Source organism: Microbacterium sp. UBA7513 (assembly GCF_002478345.1).
Taxonomy (GTDB): domain Bacteria; phylum Actinomycetota; class Actinomycetes; order Actinomycetales; family Microbacteriaceae; genus Microbacterium.
Window position 1 is genome coordinate 76,663 of sequence record NZ_DLNJ01000010.1, and the last position, 18,279, is coordinate 94,941.

Genomic DNA, 18,279 nt, shown 5'->3' on the forward strand with positions numbered 1-18,279 from the left:
CTGCATACCGCGACGCTCCCGGAGCAGATGGTGTCCGTCTCGTCTTCCCGCTCCCCAGCGGCGTTTCCCCAGAACCGACGGCGCCTCCCTCGTGCCTCTCCCTTCGAGGCCTGTCGCTCGACACCTTCCGAAGAACAGGAGAAGGCCGGTGCGGTTCTGATACCTCGATCCGGGAAAAAAGTCAGAATCCGTTGCCGTGACACTGGAACGGGGCGGAAACCCCCGTCGTGAGCGCGGCGCTCGCCAGGGCGTCGGCGGCAGACGCGCCGGCAGAGAGGCCGTCGTGGACCGCGGTCAGGAGCTCGCACGCGTCGTCATCCGGCACCGTGACGGGGGCCGCGATCACCGCCTCCGCGCCCGCATGCAACCAGACGCGCGTCATGCCCAGGGCCTCCTCGCCCCAGCGCACGGAGGACCGCCCCAGCTCGCACGCCGAGAGGATCACAGTCCGCGGCACCCGGGCGATGAGGTCGACGTCGTAGCCGAAGAGCACCCCGTCGGCGAGTTCGAACCCGGAGAACAGCGGATTGTCGACCGCGTGACGCCCGTGCGCGGCGATATGGAGCACGTCGACGGAGGCCGCCAGCGCGGTGACGGCGGTCACGGTCGCAGTGGTGTCCTGCAGCATCCGGGTCGTCCCTCGTCCCGCCCACGACTCCGCCGCGCGCTGGACTTCTTCCGCCGCCCGCGGCACGCGCGGTCCCGCCGCGAACCCGACGCTGGGGGCCGAGGAAGCCGAGGCCTCCCCGTCGAGCCAGCGCGAGACCGAGGTCGCGAGGGTGAACGGCACGCCGTGCATGCCGGGGAGCATGGCCCACGGCACCCCGCCGAGGATTCCGGGAACGGTGATCACGAACCGCGCGGCACCCGCGGCGGCCCGACGCATCGGCGCGAGCAGCTCCTCGTCGAGGACCGCGAGGCGCGCCGCCAGAGCGCGCGCGGTCACCGGACCCATCGCGCCGTCCCGCGTGAGCGCGGCCATGTCGAGGTCGGCACGCAGGCCGTCGAGAGCAATCCGCACCCGCGGCCACGACAGGTCGACGAGGGTCGCGGCGTCCGGCTGCACCACCACCCCGTGCAGGCCGGTGCCGGTGTAGACGTAGGCCAGAACTGCCGTGTCGGCCGGCAGCAGGGCGGCGGCTTCGGCCAGCGTCCGACGTTCCCGCGTCGCCCCGGAGCCCGTGGCGGACCACTGCCGCTCCCGCACCCGGTCGCGGAGCGCACGGACGGTGGGGTCGGTCGTCCAGTCCGCCCCCGCGAGGTCGGCGCGCAGCATCCGCAGCTCGGCGAGGTCGGCGGCGAGGGCGTCGTCATGCGGCGGGCGCACCGGGGCGACCTGCTGACTGAGGTGCCGGGCGCGCTCGGACCACTCGAAGAGCGTCGCCGGGTCGCGGCGGCGGACGGCCGCCGCGAGTCCCGTGAACACGAGGTCGCTGGCATGCATGGCGACGGAGGCCTGCAGGTCGAGGGCGCCGAACGACCGCTGCCACGCCGACAGCAGGTCGAGCCCGGTGGCCGCGGCGCGCAGCGCCTCGCCGTCGCGACCGCGTCCGGCGGCGCGGGCCGCGCGCACCTCCTGTGCGCGGAGTCGCAGCGGCGTCGGAGCCGAGGCGGAGACGCGCGGGAGACGGCCGGTGTCCTCACGACGAGCGGTCAGCCGCAGGGCCGTGGCCTCGGTGCGGAAGCCGCTCCGGTCGAGCTCCTGCGCCACCTGCTCCCACGCGGCGGCATCGAGGGGACGATCGGGCCGGATCCGCTGTCGCGCTTCCATCTCCACCGCCGCGGCGCGGGCCGCCCAGCCGCTGCTGCCGAGGGAGGTGAAGCGGCGGGCGGCCGTCCTCGCGGTGCGCGCGGCGGCCCGGGGATCGTGCCGGACGAGCGAGCGGGCGAGGTGGAACTCCGCTTCGCCGCGGGCCTGGCGCATCCGCTGGGCGCCGAACTGCACGGCCACCTGGGCGAGCAGGGCCTCTGCCTCGGTCGTCAGCCCGGCGTCGCGGAGCACCTCGGCGCGGTCGAGGTCGCTGATGGCGGTGGCGAGGGCGCTGGTGGCGGCGAACGTCGGCCGGGACTCGGCCATCAGGCGTAGCGCCGACACGAGGTCGCCGCCGAGGAGTGCGGCATAGCCGAGGTTGTGCGTGGCCTCCGCGAGGGAGTCCCGTTCGTCGTGCGCCTCGTAGATCCCTATCGCACGACGGAGATCGGCCATGCAGGAGTCGAGCTGATGGCGCTGCATCCGCACCACCGCACGGTTCATCAGGCAGTTGGCGAGCGCGGGGGTCTCAGCTCCGGCGCCGAGGGCATCGATCGCGGCGGTGAGGCTCGCCTCGGCCTCCTCCAGCCGTCCGCCGTGCATGAGGAGGGCGCCGAGCTGCCCGCCGAGGAGGGCGATGGTCTCGGCCTGCAGCCCGTCCCTGGCCAGCGCCTCCCGGCACAGCGCCTCCGCGGCCGCGGGCTCGCCGGTCTGCGCGAGCACGTAGGCGGTCGTCCCGTCGATGCGGGCGCGGAGGTCGGCGTCGTCGGTGCGGGCGGCGGCCTTCTCCAGTTCCCGCCGGGCGCGGGTGAACTGCCGGGCGTTGGCCGCCTCGACGCCGCGTCGGTGCAGCGCGCTCGCGGACAGGGGCATCCGTCCAGGATGCCGTGCCGGAGCGGTCGTGCGGAAGGGTGCGAGGTGTCAGGACTTCTCGTGCGGCGTCGGCAGGGACTTCAGCACGGCGGCGACGGCCTTCGCGGCGACGGCGGGCTTCACCCCCTCGGCCGGGACGGCGCCGAGCTGGGCCGCGACTCGACCGGCGATGTACGGAGCCGCGAAGGAGGTGCCGCTCCACACCGCGAAGCCGCCGCGGTAGTCGTCCGGGTCGAGCGTCTCGCGCGGCAGCCCGTCGATGTCCGCGCGGGTCGCCGCCTGCGCGCCGCCGACGAAGGCCGGCGAGGTGCTGACCACGGCGGCGCCCGGGGCGTACACCTGCACCCACGGGCCGACGTTCGAGAACAGGGCGACAGAGTGCGCCGACGGGTTCAGGGCGCCGACCGACACGTGCGGAGCGCCGTCGTCAGACGGCAGCCCGTTGTCGGCGCCGGGCCACGGCCACAGCGAGGCGGGGAACGAGGGCCGGTCGATCGCGTCGTTGCCGGCCGAGCAGACGACCACGCAGCCGAGCTCTCTGGCCTTCGCGAGCAGCTCGTACAGGGTCGTGCTGAAGAGTCCGTCGGTCGGGGTCTCGTGGTAGTAGCTGAGGGAGAGGTTGAGCACGTCGATCGGGAAGCCCGTCTTCGGGTCCTCGCGGTGCCGCCGCAGCAGTTCCACGACCTGCGCCACGGTCTCCAGGAGCGTGCTCTCGTCGACCACCCCGAGCGCGCCGGCGACACGGATGGAGAGGATGTCGGCGTCCGGTGCCGCCTGACGCACGAGGCCTGCGATGAAGGTGCCGTGACCGGCGACCGCGTCGATCTCCCCGTCGAGCTGCCCGTACAGGTCGGGGTAGCGTTCGGGGTCGGCGTCGTCCGTGAAGCCCACGGGGACGCCGTCGAGCTCGACGTGCCGGGTGACGATGTCGGACGGCAGCCAGGCATGCTCGCCGCAGCCGGTGTCGAGGATCGCCACGACCGGCCGTCGTCCGCGCTTCGGAGCGGCGGCGCGAGCCGGTGCGGGTCCGAGCCAGGTGACCGGCTGCCGCGCCCCGCGTCCGGGCTCCAGGTAGTCGTCGCTGCCGCCACCGCCGGGAGCGGCACCCCGGACGGGATTCGTCCGGGTGAACGGGTTTGTCCGCGTGAACGGGTTCGTCCGGGTGAACGGGTTGAGTCCGACCGGATCGATCGAGAGCACGTGCTCGAGGCTGGTCCGCGGCATGGTCGAGCGTGACAGCCGGCGCGCGCGCTGCAAGACCCGCCAGGCGTCGGGTGCCACGGGGGATTCGCCCCTGGTCGGCTCATCCGGCGTGGTCAGGCGCGCCCGCAGGAACCCCGCGACGCCCGGCACGAGCTCGCCGTTCCCGATCTCGCGCTCCGGAGACTCCAGTTCCAGCCGCCAGCCGAAGGAGTCCGCGGCATCCCTCAGGGCGCGCAGCTCGCGGTCGTACGCCTCCTCCTCGCCGAGGGCGCGCGTGATGAGCAGGCGCTCCGGCAGGTACGCGGTGGGGAACGCCCGGATCCCGTCCACCGGTTCCGTGCTGGGGTCGAGGGCGGTGCCACGGCGGATCGATCCCTCCGCGCGGTCCTGCCAGGTCCATCCCTGGGGCTGATCCATCGGTCATCCTCTCCGTGGGCATCGACGGCGACGGCGCCGGCGATGCGGGGTCACAACTCGAACTGCGGGGTCTCCAGGGTGCGGGTCTCGTCGCCGACCGTCGCGGTCAGGCGCACGCGGCTGAGCCCGGACGGCACCTCGTCGAACACGAATCGGCCCGTCTCCGCCGGGGTCGTCCGGCGCTCGCGCTCGCCCTGCAGCAACAGGATCTCCGCGGCGGCGGTGTCCACCCAGCCGTCGATCCGCCGTCGCCCGGACGCGGTCGTCGTGACGTGGAGGAGGATGCTCGTGCTGCCGTCGCTGAACTGCAGGGTGAGGGCGTCGGTCTCGCCGCGGACCGCGCCGCGCTGGCCTTCCACGAGCGTGAGCAGCGCGTACTCGCGGTTGAGCCCGTCTGCGGCGACCGCGGCGACCATCCGGTCGATCAGCCCGGCAGGGACCGGATCGACCTCTCTCCAGAGGCTGCGCAGGCGGGCGAACAGCCGGGCGTCGTCCTCATCGCTCATGATCGTCCCTCCGTCCGAGTGGCCGGGGCGTCGAGGAGGTCGCGGAGCTTCGCGAGGCAGCGGCTGCGAGTCGGGCCGATGCTGCCGACCGGCATGGAGAGGTCGCGCGCGAGGCGCGCGTAGTCCGGACGATCCTCGAAGGCGATCACCCGGAGCAGGCGCTGACACCGCTCGGCGAGGCGGCGGACGGCGGCCCAGAGCCGCCGGTTCTCGTCGTCGAGCGCGGCGTGCTCCTCGGCGGACGCTTGCTCCGGAAGGAGGGCGTCCAGGTCGTCGGACTCCGCGGTGTCGACGCGACCGTTCGCCTTGCCGACCTTCCAGGCCTCGCGGCGGGCGGTGGTCGTCAGCCAGGCGGAGACGGCGCGCGAGTCGGCGATGGCGCCGTGGCCGCGCACGAGCTGGAGCCAGGTCGTCTGCACGACGTCTTCCGCGAGGGTGCGTTCGAGGCCGTAGGCGCGCACGACGTGCCAGAGCACGGGCGTCATCAGCCGCACCAGGTCGTCCATCGAGCGGCCGTCGCCATCGCGCCACGCATCGAACAGGTCCGCGGCGCGTTCCCAGCGTGCGCGCCCGTCGTCGGATGCGGGATCGAAGGCGGCGCCGGGGGCACCGTCGATCATGAAGCCCATTGTGATCACACCTACCAGGAGCACGGCAAGGGCTCGGTGATACATGTCGCCGTCCAAGAATTCCGACGTCCGGATCCGTGGTGCCACGCCGCCCTCGCTAGCGTGGAGGGGTGATCGCTCTCGTCGTCGTGCTGTTCCTCAACGCCGGTTTCAACGTGCTCGTCTGGCCGCGGTTCTACACCCGCGTCGCGAAGGACCCGCGTGCCAGGGACGAGAACGGCAAGGCCACCCCGTTCCTCCGTGTGCACGTCATCCTCATCGCGATCGCGCTGGTGCTGGCCGTGGCCTCCGCGGCGGCGGGGATCACCGTGCTCGCGCTCGCGCCATGAATCGGTGGTCTCCTATCGGCTCTGATGTGACGGCGACCGACATCGATCGCGACCACTGTCCCGGGTGAGCCGCCGGCGAGATGTGTTCAGCTCTACGCGCTAGACGTCTTTGAACAAGACGAGAATCGGGAGAATCGGCACGGCGGTTGTCGCAGGATTGGTTGCTGAAGGGTGATTCGTGCGGATCGGTAGCCTGGGAGCATGCCGGAACTCTTCCGAAGTGCCGCCGGAAGCTTGCAGGAAGCCGGGTGGACGTTTGAGCCGCCGACGTCGATGGAGAACGGCGTTCCCTCCCCGCTGCGCGCGGCACCCGAAACGGTGATCCGCTGGGTGTCCTCGTTCTCACTCCTGTCGAGCTCAGACGAGACGGTGTGGTTCTTGTCCCGCGACGACTACTCGACCGGCGCGGAGGGGGCGTTCGCGTGGAACGAGTGTGAACTGCTGAGCATCCAGGCCGCGACGACGGATGATGAGGCGGTCGCGGTCTCCCGTTTCTGGAGGCGCCACGCACCCATCCTGCTTTCCGTTCGCAACGGATACGAGTACCTGGCGGTGCGAGACGACGGAGCAGTCGTCCACGGTTCCGAGCCAGAGTTCGAAGAAGCGGTCGTCGTGTTCTCTCACTTCGAAGATCTGCTGAGGTACACCACCGCGCGGCCGGCCCGGCGCGACCAGGTCGTCGACAGCTTGCTGTTCGGTGCCGCCGACGTCACTGGCCCGACGCCAGGCGACTAGCGCAGTGTCTCCACCTCAGTCCGCCTCGTACCGGGCGGCGTGCGCGGCCCAGCGAGCCTCGACCGGGAGGCTGCGGAGGGCGCGGTTCCCGATCGCGAGGGCGGCCGCCACCACGCAGAGGGCCGCGCAGAGGAGGATGGTGCCCTGGCGGCCCACCCCCGCGAGACCGAACCCGGCGATGAGCGGGGCGAGCGGCATCGCCCCCATCGCGAGGACCCCCATGGCGCTGTTCGCGCGCCCCAGCAGACGTGACGGCGTGGCCACCATGAAGTAGCCCATCATCCCGGCGTTCAGAGCGGGGACGAGGAACACCGTGGCACCGAGGACGGCGGCGACGGTCCACGGGGCCGAGGCGAACGACAGCACGACGGCGCCGAGGGCGACCACTGCGAGCCCGCCGATCGTGAGCACGCCCGCCGGGATCCGGGGCACGAGGAGCGGGGCGACGATCGCGCCGACGAGCATCACGGCGCCGATGGCCGCGCTGACGGTTCCGATGAGGAGTTCGGAATGGCCCGCCTGCTGCAGCGCATAGACGGCCGTGGTGATCGCGGCGTTGAAGCCGAGGTTGACGATGGTCATGATGAGCATGACGCCGCCGAGGTCGGGGCGGGACAGCAGCCAGCCGAAGCCCTCGCGGAACTCCCGCCAGGCGTTCGGGCGCGCGGAGGGCGCGCCGCCGTCGTCCTCGTCCAGAGCGCCGACGTCGGCGATTCCCGCGCGCCGGACCTGTCGCCCGAGGAGCCCGGCGGTCACGGCGGCGACGAGGTGGCACAGGGTCATGATCGCGCCGACGAGCCAGCCGCCCACCCCGAGGAGCAGGCCGCCCAGCGGGCCGCCGGCGAGCTGAAGGGCCGCATCGCGCCCCTGGTTCGCGGCCTGCGCGCGCCCCATCGCGTCGTCCGGGACGATCTCCTTCAGCGCACTCTCGCCGGCGACGTCGAAGAGGCCGCTCCGCGCGGCCAGCAGCACGTCGATCACGAGGAGGGTCGCGAAGGTGAGGGCGCCGCCGAGGGCGACGAGCGTGAAGGCGCCGGCCAGCACGATCCCCAGAATCGAGCCGATGAGCATGAGCACGATGCGCCGGTGCCGATCCGCGATGATCCCGCCCACGAGCGTGAGCAGCACCCGCGCCACCATCCCCGCCCCCGCGATGATGCCGGCCTGTGCGGGGTCGTTCGTGATGACGAGCGCGAGGAGCGGGACGGCGAACCCGAAGAGCGCCGAGGCGAGCCCCTTGCTCGTATCGCTGATGAGCCAGGTGAGGTAGCGCGTGTTCTGCCACAGGCGGTGGGGCGTGGTCGTCATGCTCATGGCTCGACGATAGTTTCGCAAGAATAATTGCGCAACTGTTCGTGCGCATTTGCGTGACTAGGATCGGGGAATGGCTGACGACGCGGAGAAGACCTCTCGGGAGGACGCCGCCTTCATGACGTCGGCGATGCTCAAGGCCTATTCACACCCGCTGCGCCGGCAGATCCTGCGCCTCATGGCACGCCGTGGTTTCCTGCGCGCCGCGGACATCGCCGGTGAGCTCGACGTGCCGGCCAACAGCGCCAGCTTCCACCTGCGGGTGCTCGCCGAGGCAGGGCTCATCGAGGAGGCTCCGGAGCAGGCCAGGGACCGCCGCGACCGCGTGTGGACGGGACGCAAGGGGGCCCTCACCGTCGGCGGTCCGGAGAGTCCCGTCGCGGATCAGGCGCTCGGCGATGCGGTGGTCGCCGCGCTCGCGGAAGACCACGTCGACCTGCTGCGTCGGGTGGTGGCCTGGACGCCCGAGTACGTCTCCGGTCGCACCGCCGAGGTGCACGCGTCGTTCGTGCAGCGCACCATCCGGCTGACCGAGGCCGAGTTCGACGACGTGATGCACAAGATCAACGACGTGCTCTCCGCCGCCGACACCGCGCACGACGACACGGATCCCGCGGGGCGTCACTGGCAGCTGGACATCGTCGTCGCCGACGACACCATCTGACTCACTCGTCGTCCTCGCCCGGGCGCTCGCCGCTGAGGATGAGGATGCGGCGGAGGTGCATCGCCGTCAGCACGCCCGGTCCCATCGAGCTGCGCGCGTCGAACGTACGGTCGTCGACGCGCTCCAGCAGGAGTCGGATCGCCCGTGCCGCCTCCCCACGGCGGCGGTGCGCCGCGCTCGAGGCGGGGTCCTCCTCCGCGATGACGTCGGCGACGGCATGGCAGGCCGCCGACAACGGCTCAGGCAGCGCAGGATCCAGGGGCATGGCCGCCGGACGCTCCCAGATCGTGTCGGCCGTCGCGTCGGCGATGTCCCGGATGAGGTGCGCGATCCGGTCGAGGGTGGAGAGCTGCTCGTGGATGGGGGCGGTGCCCGCATGCCGGCGTCGCGCGCGCGGGTTGTAGCGGACGCTCTCGTCGGCCTCGGCCAGGGCGGCACGGAGGTCGGCGGTGGTCTCGGCGAGCGCTGCGGCATCGCCCGCCCACTGCGCGGTCTCCGGGGGCCAGGATTCCGAGACCGCTGAGCCGATGTCGTGGAGGTGCCCGGCGAGCTGTCGTCGGAACTCCTCTACCCGGGCCTCGGCCGATCCGATGAGCGGTGCGGGGGCGAAGAGGAGGTTCACCGCCAGACCGATCACGATCCCGACCCCCATCTGGGCCAGGTAGCCGAGGGAGTAGTCGTCCGCGTTCTGACCGCCGATGATGAGCACGAACAGCGCCGCCATCGGGACGTACTCCTTGCCGACGCCGAACCAGCCGGTGCCGGAGACGAGGACGCCGAGGCCGACGACGAGGGGGATCGTCCACCACGTCGGCCCGACGGTGAGCACGATCAGCGCGGCCAGACCGATGCCGGTGGCCAGACCGAACAGGGTCTGCAGGCTCGACCGCATCGACCCCATGAGCGTGGGGTACATGCTCACGAGCGCGCCCAGGGGTGCGTAATACGGGTACTCGTCGGTGACCCCCGGCATGTGCGGCGCGATCGTCCACGCGAGCCCGACGGCGAGCGTCGTCTTGACCACGAGGAGCAGGCGCGCGGGGCGGACGGCCTCGCGGACGGTGCGGGCGAGGTACGAGCGGCGTTCGCGGACGCGCAGGCGCGAAAGGTCGGGCGTCACGTCATCCTCTCCTCGCGGCGGTCGGGTGGTCCTGTCCGGCGAGGATAGGGCGGCGCGCGGCGTGCGGCCACCGGGTTGCCTCGGCTCCGGACGCCGGGTAGAGGGCGGCCGGACGCGGATGCCGCGACCGCGCGGGGTGCGCGGCCGCGGCATCCGCGGATTCCGGTCGTCGCGTCAGGGAGTCGCTCGACGGAACGCGAGGAAGGAGACGACGCTGAGGACAGCGACGACCACGAGTCCCCAGAGGGCGAGGCCCACGGCGCCGAGGTCGAGGATGCCGAGCCACACGTCGCGCCACAGCTCGAGCCGCGTCACGAGGAACACGACCCCGACGAGGAGGAGCGCCAGGGCGACGCCGACGATGGTGAGCACCATCGGGCCCCAGCTCTTGTAGATCGTCGCGCCGGTGAACCCGACCACGAAGAAGAACAGGGCGAGTGTGAAGTAGACGACGAAGGCGCCGAGCGGGCCGGCCTCCCACAGCCACGGCAGGTGGAATACCCAGCCGTTCACGCCGTAGCCGTTCGTGGCCAGCTCGATCGCGCCGCCGAGGAGGAAGAGGATCCCGAGCAGCGCGCTGCCGAGGATCGCGGTCAGCAGCGTTCCGATGAAGAACTCGCGCCGGGTGACGCTCATGGCCTGCGAGAAGGGGAAGGTCAGGGTCATGGCCGACAGCCCGATCGCGAAGAAGTACCACAGCGGCGCCTGGCCGCCTCCGCCGTACTTGGGGGCGTCGCCGGGGATCATCGCGTAGATGAGGACCGAGATCACCACGGCCGAGGCGAGGATGATCAGCGGCACCCAGACGAAGGTCTGCCGGTTGATGAGCTGCAGGCGGATGACGTTGAGTGTGCGTCGCATCAGCGGACTCCTTCCGTTGCGGCCTCGGCCCTCGTGGCGGCGCGGGTCTCGGCCTTCTGGGTGAGGCGGACGATGAGCTGCTGCAGGGACACGGGGGCGAGGTCGAGGCCGGCGGCCCGCACCTCCGCGCGGTCGTCGGCGGTGAGCGCACCGAGCACGGTGACCGAGGCGACGCGCCCGAGCTCGTCGCGGTGCAGCACCTCGCGATCGCCGACCCAGGCGTCGACCTTGGCGGCGTCGCCGACGACGGTCACGGCGCGGTCGCGGACGGCATCCGTGTCCTCGTTGAGGAGGATCTGGCCGTTGTCGATCACGATGACCTTCTCGATGAGGTTCGCGACCTCGTCGATCAGGTGCGAGGAGAGGATGATCGTGCGCGGGTGCTCCGCGTAGTCCTCCACGAGGCGGTCGTAGAAGATCTGCCGGGCGACGGCGTCGAGCCCGAGGTAGGGCTCGTCGAAGAACGTGATCTCGGCGCGGGAGGCCAGGCCGATGATCACGCCGACCGCGGAGAGCTGCCCGCGGGAGAGCTTCTTGATGGTCTGCTTCATCGGCAGCTGGAACTCCGCGATGAGCTCGTCCGCGAGGCTCTGGTCCCAGTGCGGGAAGAACAGGCGCGCGGCGGCGAACGCGTGCCGCGGGGTGGCATCGTCCGGGTACTTCTGGCTCTCCCGGACGAAGCAGATCCGGCCGAGCACATGGGCGTTCTCGTACGGATGCTCGCCGAACACCTTTACGGTGCCGGAGGATTCGAAGTTCTGGGCCGTGAGGATCGACATGAGTGTCGTCTTCCCGGCGCCGTTGCGGCCGAGGAGCCCGTAGATCGAGCCTCCCTCGAGAGCGAGCGACACGTTGTCGAGCGCCCGCTTCTCCTTGTAGCGCTTGGTGAGGTTCTGCACCTCGATGACGGCGGTCATGCGGGGTTCTTCCCTTCTGGGGTGGGGGCGGATGCGGCGCGCTGACGGAGCAGGTCCGCGAGGTCTTCCGCGCCGAGGCCCAGCGTGCGGGCCTCCGCGAGGAGCGGGTCGATGTAGCGGTCGGCGAAGGCCGCGCGGCGCTCGCCGAGGAGCAGTTCCCTGGCGCCTTCCGAGACGAACATGCCGATGCCTCGGCGCTTGTGGAGCACTCCCTTGTCGGCGAGCATGGCGACTCCCTTCGCGGCGGTGGCGGGGTTGATGCGGTAGAACGCGGCGAGCTCGTTCGTCGAAGGGGCCTGCGCCTCCTCGGCCAGCGAGCCGTCGAGGATGGAGTCCTCGATCTGCTCGGCGATCTGGAGGAAGAGCGGCTTGCCTTCTTCGATCACGAGTCCTCCGCGGTTGCTGGGTTACTTACTTGACTAAGTAACCACGGAACCAGGGCGGTGTCAAGCAACTGCTGCCTAGGCTGCGGGGGCGAGCTCGCGGCGACGCATCAGGGTCAGGGCCCCGGCGCCTCCCGCGATCAGGGCGAGCACGAGCCACCACAGGCCGCGTATATCCACGCCGCTGCCGTCCACCACCGGGGTCACGCCGAAGGGCGAGAGGTTCATCGTCCAGTCCGGCAGTCCGAACAACGGGCCGAACAGCCCGAACAGGGTCGCCAGCAGGACGAGGCTCCACGCGACGGCCGTCGTCGCGCGGGGGAGCAGCACGAAGACGAGCGCGGTGAGCACGGCGAAGACCGCCGCCGCGAGGGCCTGCCCCGCTCCTGCCACGGCGACGATGCGGTACAGCGAATCCGCGCCGCCGTTCACCCGGATCCCGACCCAGCCGGCGAGCACCGCGGCGGCGACCACGATCACCACCGCGACTACGCCAACAATCACGTAGTCGGCGAGCCAGCGCACACGACCGACCGGGGTCGCCAGCACGGCTTCGGCAGTGCCGCGCGCCTCCTCCTGCCGTGCGCGCACCACGATCTGCACGGCGCAGCACGCGGCGAGGATGCCGAGAAGGGTGAAGAACACGGTGACCACGACCTCGTCGAGCCCGCCCGTCGCTCCGCCGATGGTGGTCAGGATGTTGGCCACGGCCGGGTTCTCGCCCGAGATCCGGTCGACCAGTCCGCTCAGGGTGGTGGCGAGGATGCCGGTGATCGCCCCGCCGACCGCCCATCCCACGATCGCTCCGGACGTGAGCCGCCACACCAGCGCGTGCGGCGAGGCGAGCGCGGGCCGTGCCGATACCCGGCCGGGGCGCTCCGCGACGAAGCTCGCGTCGATGTCGCGCAGCGACTGCAGGGCGACGGATGCGCCGGCGAGCACGAGCCCGAAGGCCAGGCCGAGCAGCATCGGCCCGACCAGGTCGGCGTCGTAGGGGCGGCTCTGCTCCACCCATCCGAAGGGGGACAGCCACGCCGGCCACGCGCTCGTCATGCTCGTGAGATCGTCGCTCGGCGTGCCCGCCGCGTTGCCGATCCCGCGGATCAGGAACGTCGCCACGAGCACCCAGACCGTCAGCGAGTTCGCGCCTCGGGAGGTGCGAATGAGCTGCGCGGCGAGGAGGCCGATGCCGAGGAACGCGATGCCGCACGATGCCGCTGCGGCCCCCGCCAGGACCGATCCTGCGAGCGGAAGGCCGGTGGCGACCAGCGCGAGCGCCGTGAGTAGGGCCAGGGCGACGTTCGCGAGGACGCCGTGCACGAGGGTGGCGATCGTCGGAAGGCGGCGCCCGGCCGGGGTGGCCCAGACGAGCTCCGCCCGTCCCGCCTCCTCGTCGCCCCGGGTGTGCCGCACGGCGAGGAATGTGCTCATGAGGGCGGCGAGGAACGCCAGCCACGGCAGCACCTCGAAGGCCAGGAACGCCCCTTCGGACGTGCCGGACGGCAGCCCGCGGAACATCAGGATCACCGGATTCGCGAGCGCGGCCGCGAGGATGTTCTGCCGGTCGGCGAGGGTGGAGTACGACTGGCTGACTCCGGCGTATCCGGCGAAGGCCATCAGCGCCGTGCCGACGATCCACAGCGTGAGCTGCAGCCGATCACGCCGCAGCCGCTGTCCCAGCAGCACGCCGAAGGCGGTCATCACGCACGATCCTTCAGTGCGCGGCGGGTGGAAGGCGCTTCGTGCTCCGTCTCGCCGTCCTCGGCCGCCTCGAGGCCGGCGAGGTCATCGCCGTAGTGGCGCAGGAACAGCTCCTCGAGCGAGGGCGGGGCGACGCGGAGATCGCTGATGCCCAGAGTGGCGAGGGCGGGAAGCACCGTCGCCGTGTGATCGCTGTCGACGGAGAGGCGGAAGCGGTCGCCGTGCTGCGCGGGGTCGTGCACGTCCGGGATGCGGCCGACCTGTTCGAGGGTCGCTCCGGCGGAGGTGAACGACACGTCGCTGCGGGTGAGATGACGCAGCTCCGACAGGGTCCCCGTCTCCACGACGCGGCCGGCGCGGATGATCGACACCCGGTCGCAGAGCTGCTCGACCTCGCTCATGATGTGGCTCGACAGCAGCACGGTCGCGCCGTTCGCGTGGGCGCGGGCCACTTCACGCTGGAAGATGACCGCCATCAGGGGATCGAGTCCGCTGGTCGGCTCGTCGAGGATGTAGAGGTCGGCAGGCACGGCGAACGCCGCGATCAGAGCGACCTTCTGCCGATTGCCCTTCGAGTACGCGCGGCCCTTCTTGCGCGGGTCGAACTGGAACGCGTCCATCAGACGCTTCTTCTCGTGCTGGTACGAGGCGTCTCTCGTGCGTGCGCCGCGGAGTCGGGCAAGCAGGTCGACTGCCTCGCCCCCGGACAGGTTCGGCCAGACGCTGACGTCTCCTGGCACGGACGCGATGCGTCGATGCAGGTCGACGGCGCGATCCCACGGGTCTTCGCCGAAGACCTCGACCTCACCCCCGGTGCGCCGCGCGAGGCCGAGGAGGATACGGATCGTGGTTGACTTGCCGGCCCCGTTCGGACCGAGGAAGCCGTGCACCTGACCCTGCTCGACGGTGAGGTCGAGGCCATCGAGGGCATGCACGTGCCCGTAGTGCTTCGCGAGGTCGCGGGTGGCGATGACGGTGGTCATGCGCGGAGCGTACGCCCGATCCACGACGTTGTGAATCGGGCGAAATCGACACATGCGAGATCCTTACGTGCCCCGCGTACAGTGGGCTGGTGCCGGAGTTCCCCTACAGCCGCCTGCGTCGCTGGCCCGACGTCGAGGCAGACAACCTCCAGGCCCACGATGCGACCGACCTCCTGCTCGTGGAACGCGCGCTCGCGCTCGACGTGCCGGGGTCAGAGACGGTCGTGATCGGAGACGAGTACGGCGCGATCACGCTCGCTCTCACGGCGGCCGGGCGCTTCGGGATCCGGGTGCACCAGGACCTCGCGACCGGACGCCGCGCACTCGCCCGCAACGCCGAGGAGCTCGGAATCGGCGGGTTCGCGCCGCACGAGCTCGATGCCGATCTGCTCGCCGGAGCGAGACTGGTGCTGCTGCAGCTGCCGAAGGCCCTCGCCGAACTGGAGGAGATCGCCGACGCCGTGGCTCGCTGGGCCGCCTCGGAGGTGGTGCTCGTCGCGGGAGGCCGCGTGAAGCACATGTCCCTCGGTCAGAACGACGTCCTGGCGCGGAGCTTCGCCCACGTGCAGGCGCAGCGCGCCGAGCGGAAGTCGCGGCTGCTCGTCGCCACCGAACCCCTCCCCGTACCGGGGTCCCCGCCGTTCCCGGTGTCGGCGCGGCACGGCGACCTCGTCCTCGTGGCCCACGGGGGCGCGTTCGCCGGTGCCCGCCTCGACATCGGCACCCGTGCGCTGCTCGACGTGCTCGACCTCGACGGGAACGCCGGGCGCCGCGTGCTCGACCTCGGCTGCGGGACGGGCGCGCTCGCCGTGTCCTGGGCGCGTGCTCGCCCGCAGGACCGGGTCGTCGCCACGGACCGCTCGGCCGCCGCCGTCGCCTCCGGCCGTGCCACCGCGTCGGCGAACGGGGTGGCCGATCGGATCGAGGTCACCCACGACGACGCGGGGTCGGCGCTCGCCGCGGCGAGCTTCGACACGGTGCTCCTGAATCCGCCGTTCCACCTCGGCGCCAGCGTGCACACCGGCGCCGCGACCCGCCTGTTCGAGGCCGCCGCGCGCCTGCTCCGACCGGACGGGGAGCTGTTCACGGTGTACAACTCGAGCCTCGGCTACCGGGCCGAGCTGACTCGGCTCATCGGCCCCACCGAACAGCTCCGGCGCACCCCCAAGTTCACCGTGACGCGCTCCGTCCGTCGCGCGTGAGCACGGTGCGCCGAGATTGCTAGACGCTCGTACTATCCCCCGGTCAGCGCCGGAAACCCGGGCACGTCCGCAGTGCAGGATTTGCCGCTGACCGGCCATTTCGTTACGTTGGTCTGCGGGCCTGACGGCCCATAGACCAGTCCGCGGTCACGTCCTTCCTTCGATGAGCTGTGCGGCGAAGAGGCGTGGGCGTACGGTCGATCCCCTCTGCGGCGGATCCGAAATCCGCCGCCTGTGCCGCCACAGCGAAGACGTCGAACGGCCTCGTGAGGATCACCCGGGCGTGACCGAAGCAGGCTCAGCCACCCGAAGGCCGAGCCGCAGGGGAAACGTGTCCGAAACAGCACTCGAAGCGCGCCATCTGTACAAGGTGTTCGGGAGGAATCCGAGCGCCGCCGTCCGTCGGCTGAAGGCTGGAGAGAGCCGCGCCGCCGTCGCCGACGCGGGGACCGCCGCCGTCATCGACGCCAGCTTCACCGTCAACCGCGGTGAGATCTTCGTCATCATGGGCCTGTCAGGATCGGGCAAGTCGACCATCATCCGCATGCTCAATGGCCTGCACGACATCACCGCGGGCACCGTCACCGTGGGCGGCGACCCGATCACGGGCATTCCGGCCGCGCGCCTCCGGGAGATCCGCCGCGACCGGATCTCGATGGTATTCCAGCACTTCGCGCTGCTGCCGCACCGCACGGTCGCCGCGAACGTCGCCTACCCGCTCGAGCTCAAGGGCGTCGGCAAGGCCGAGCGCCAGGCCAAGGCCGAGGAGATCCTCGCTCTCGTCGGGCTCGAGGGTCAGGGCGACAAGCTGCCGTCCGAGCTCTCCGGCGGTATGCAGCAGCGCGTGGGCATCGCCCGCGCCCTCGCGGCCGACAGCGACATCCTGCTCATGGACGAGGCCTTCAGCGCGCTCGACCCGCTGATCCGCCGCGAGATGCAGGAGCAGCTCCTGGAGCTGCAGCAGAAGCTCCAGAAGACCATCGTCTTCATCACGCACGACCTCAACGAGGCCATGTTCCTCGGCGACCGCATCGCCGTCATGCGCGACGGCCGCATCGTGCAGATCGGCACCCCGGAGGACATCCTCATGGACCCGGCGAACGACTACGTCGAGCAGTTCGTGCAGGACGTCGACCGTGCCCGCGTGCTCACCGCCGCCAACGTGATGGAGCGTCCGCGCCCCGTCGTCGCCGAGTCGGCCGGTCCTCGCACCGCGCTCCGCCAGATGCGCGACGCCTACATGTCGGCGACCTACGTGGTCGGCAAGGACCGTCAGCTCGTCGGCGTGGTCACCGACCGCGACGCCGTGAAGCTCGTGCGGCAGGGCGCCACGCGCCTCGACTCGATCATCAAGCCGGTGCTGCAGAGCGTCCGCGAGGACGACGTCCTCATGAACCTGTTCGTCCCGGCCGTCGAGTCGCCGTTGCCCCTCGCGGTGACGGATGCCGACGGCCGCCTCGCGGGTGTGATCCCGCGCGTCACGCTGCTCGCGGCGCTCGGTCCCGGGCCCGGAGCGACCGAGGAGATCCTGCTGCCGATGACCCCCATGCCCCAGGCCGAGATCGACGCCGTGCTCGACGACGGATGGACGGCCGAGCCCGGCCCTTCGACGAGCTCAGGGACCCAGGGCGGGTTCGCCTCAGGGACCCAGGCGGAGGAGGTGCGCTGATGGACGGTTTCCGCATTCCCGTGGGCGACTGGGTCGCCGCCGGCGTCGACTGGATCACCGCCAACCTCGACGGCCTGCTCGACGCGGTCTCGTTCGTGGTGAGCTTCCTCGTCGACGGCCTCACCCGTCTGCTCCTCACGCCGCACTTCGCCGTCATCATCGTGATCGCGGCGCTGATCGCCTGGCTCGTGCGCTCGTGGCAGCTCGCCATCGGCACGATCCTGTCGTTCGGGCTCATCGTCGCCATGGACCTCTGGGTGCCGGCCATGCAGACGCTCGCCCTGGTGCTCGTCGCCGCCGTCGTGGCCGTGCTTATCGCGGTGCCGCTCGGCATCTGGTCGGCGCGCAATGCGACCGTGCGCGCGACGCTCAAGCCGGTGCTCGACTTCATGCAGACCATGCCGGCCTTCGTGTACCTGATCCCGGCGATCGTGTTCTTCGGCATCGGCGTGGTGCCCGGACTCGTCGCCACCGTGATCTTCGCGCTGCCTCCCGGTGTGCGCCTGACCGAGCTGGGCATCCGAGGCGTCGACGCGGAGACCGTCGAGGCCGGACACGCCTTCGGAGCGACGCCGGGGCAGATCCTCCGCGGGATCCAGCTTCCCCTCGCGATGCCGACCATCATGGCCGGCGTCAACCAGGTCATCATGCTCGCCCTGTCGATGGCGGTCATCGCCGGCATGGCCGGTGCCGACGGGCTCGGGAAGATGGTCGTCGAGGCGATCTCGACGATCAACATCCCCAAGGGTGTCGAGGCCGGACTGGGCGTCGTGCTCATCGCCGTGTTCCTCGACCGGGTGACCGCCGCTCTGGGCGCGCCCGGCGAGAACCGCTCCTCGCTCCTCGGCATGCTGAAGCGTCGCGGTTCGTCCCGGCCCTCCGCTCCCGTGGCGTCGGAGCCCGCAGCCTCCGCGCCCGCCGAGGAGGCTTCGACCGAATCCGAGCTCGCCCGCGCCTGAGCCCCGTCCCGCGCCCCCACCCCCTTTCGTCCGGTGCGGGACCGAAAAGGGGCGCCGGGGCGCGGAT

Annotated in this window: 17 protein-coding genes; 6 read left to right on the forward strand and 11 right to left on the reverse strand. The window is 71.4% G+C overall.

Annotation, left to right across the window (positions count from 1 at the left end):
• Nucleotides 1–181: 181 nt before the first annotated feature.
• From B2W79_RS05465 to B2W79_RS05480, 4 genes are read right to left on the reverse strand one after another with little or no spacing between them, the layout of a single operon-like run.
• Nucleotides 182–2,623 (reverse strand): CHAT domain-containing protein, encoded by a 2,442-nt coding sequence (locus B2W79_RS05465; protein WP_292787718.1) that lies wholly within the window; start codon nucleotides 2,621–2,623, stop codon nucleotides 182–184.
• Between the two features lie 48 nt (nucleotides 2,624–2,671).
• Nucleotides 2,672–4,243, reverse strand: a complete 1,572-nt coding sequence (locus B2W79_RS05470) for a S8 family peptidase (protein WP_292787720.1) — start codon at nucleotides 4,241–4,243, stop codon at nucleotides 2,672–2,674.
• A gap of 50 nt (nucleotides 4,244–4,293) precedes the next feature.
• Nucleotides 4,294–4,749 carry a hypothetical protein gene (locus B2W79_RS05475; protein ID WP_062637543.1) on the reverse strand — a complete coding sequence of 152 codons (456 nt, stop codon included), beginning with the start codon at nucleotides 4,747–4,749 and terminating at the stop codon, nucleotides 4,294–4,296.
• Nucleotides 4,746–5,369: an RNA polymerase sigma factor gene (locus tag B2W79_RS05480; protein ID WP_256209364.1), complete on the reverse strand. Its 624-nt coding sequence runs from the start codon at nucleotides 5,367–5,369 to the stop codon at nucleotides 4,746–4,748. The genes B2W79_RS05475 and B2W79_RS05480 overlap by 4 nt, the downstream gene beginning before the upstream one ends.
• 119 nt (nucleotides 5,370–5,488) lie before the next feature.
• On the opposite strand from B2W79_RS05480, the gene B2W79_RS05485 reads away from it, so the two are divergent.
• Nucleotides 5,489–5,707, forward strand: coding sequence for an SCO4848 family membrane protein (locus B2W79_RS05485; protein WP_136051470.1), 219 nt, complete (start codon nucleotides 5,489–5,491; stop codon nucleotides 5,705–5,707).
• Between the two features lie 201 nt (nucleotides 5,708–5,908).
• On the forward strand, nucleotides 5,909–6,442 hold the full coding sequence (locus B2W79_RS05490) for a hypothetical protein (RefSeq protein WP_025104187.1): 534 nt from the start codon (nucleotides 5,909–5,911) through the stop codon (nucleotides 6,440–6,442).
• A 15-nt stretch (nucleotides 6,443–6,457) separates the two neighbouring features.
• On the opposite strand, the gene B2W79_RS05495 is transcribed toward B2W79_RS05490, so the two are convergent.
• On the reverse strand, nucleotides 6,458–7,756 hold the full coding sequence (locus tag B2W79_RS05495) for an MFS transporter (RefSeq protein WP_292787725.1): 1,299 nt from the start codon (nucleotides 7,754–7,756) through the stop codon (nucleotides 6,458–6,460).
• 70 nt (nucleotides 7,757–7,826) lie between these two features.
• Here B2W79_RS05495 and B2W79_RS05500 point away from each other — a divergent pair, with 70 nt between their 5' ends.
• On the forward strand, nucleotides 7,827–8,417 hold the full coding sequence (locus tag B2W79_RS05500) for an ArsR/SmtB family transcription factor (protein ID WP_292787727.1): 591 nt from the start codon (nucleotides 7,827–7,829) through the stop codon (nucleotides 8,415–8,417).
• 1 nt (nucleotide 8,418) lies between these two features.
• On the opposite strand, the gene B2W79_RS05505 is transcribed toward B2W79_RS05500, so the two are convergent.
• The 6 genes from B2W79_RS05505 to B2W79_RS05530 form a co-directional block, all read right to left on the reverse strand.
• Nucleotides 8,419–9,537 (reverse strand): FUSC family protein, encoded by a 1,119-nt coding sequence (locus B2W79_RS05505; protein ID WP_292787729.1) that lies wholly within the window; start codon nucleotides 9,535–9,537, stop codon nucleotides 8,419–8,421.
• A gap of 174 nt (nucleotides 9,538–9,711) precedes the next feature.
• A complete protein-coding gene (locus B2W79_RS05510; protein WP_292787731.1) occupies nucleotides 9,712–10,398 on the reverse strand; it encodes a hypothetical protein in 687 nt (228 codons plus the stop codon).
• Entirely contained in the window at nucleotides 10,398–11,315 is a 918-nt protein-coding gene (locus tag B2W79_RS05515) for an ABC transporter ATP-binding protein (RefSeq protein WP_071327960.1), read from the reverse strand. Before B2W79_RS05515 ends, B2W79_RS05510 begins: the two co-directional genes overlap by 1 nt.
• A complete protein-coding gene (locus B2W79_RS05520) occupies nucleotides 11,312–11,701 on the reverse strand; it encodes a GntR family transcriptional regulator (RefSeq protein WP_292787734.1) in 390 nt (129 codons plus the stop codon). Before B2W79_RS05520 ends, B2W79_RS05515 begins: the two co-directional genes overlap by 4 nt.
• Nucleotides 11,702–11,776: 75 nt before the next feature.
• A complete protein-coding gene (locus B2W79_RS05525) occupies nucleotides 11,777–13,399 on the reverse strand; it encodes an ABC transporter permease (protein ID WP_292787737.1) in 1,623 nt (540 codons plus the stop codon).
• Complete coding sequence (locus B2W79_RS05530) at nucleotides 13,399–14,382, reverse strand: ABC transporter ATP-binding protein (RefSeq protein ID WP_292787739.1); 984 nt, start codon at nucleotides 14,380–14,382, stop codon at nucleotides 13,399–13,401. The genes B2W79_RS05525 and B2W79_RS05530 overlap by 1 nt, the downstream gene beginning before the upstream one ends.
• A gap of 89 nt (nucleotides 14,383–14,471) precedes the next feature.
• Between B2W79_RS05530 and B2W79_RS05535 the strand changes: the two genes are divergently transcribed.
• The 3 genes from B2W79_RS05535 to B2W79_RS05545 all read left to right on the forward strand — a co-directional run bounded on the left by B2W79_RS05535 (nucleotide 14,472) and on the right by B2W79_RS05545 (nucleotide 18,212).
• Nucleotides 14,472–15,584 carry a class I SAM-dependent methyltransferase gene (locus tag B2W79_RS05535; RefSeq protein WP_292787741.1) on the forward strand — a complete coding sequence of 371 codons (1,113 nt, stop codon included), beginning with the start codon at nucleotides 14,472–14,474 and terminating at the stop codon, nucleotides 15,582–15,584.
• 331 nt (nucleotides 15,585–15,915) lie between these two features.
• On the forward strand, nucleotides 15,916–17,253 hold the full coding sequence (locus B2W79_RS05540) for a quaternary amine ABC transporter ATP-binding protein (RefSeq protein ID WP_071327956.1): 1,338 nt from the start codon (nucleotides 15,916–15,918) through the stop codon (nucleotides 17,251–17,253).
• Nucleotides 17,253–18,212 carry an ABC transporter permease gene (locus tag B2W79_RS05545; RefSeq protein ID WP_060923286.1) on the forward strand — a complete coding sequence of 320 codons (960 nt, stop codon included), beginning with the start codon at nucleotides 17,253–17,255 and terminating at the stop codon, nucleotides 18,210–18,212. Before B2W79_RS05540 ends, B2W79_RS05545 begins: the two co-directional genes overlap by 1 nt.
• Nucleotides 18,213–18,279: the final 67 nt, after the last annotated feature.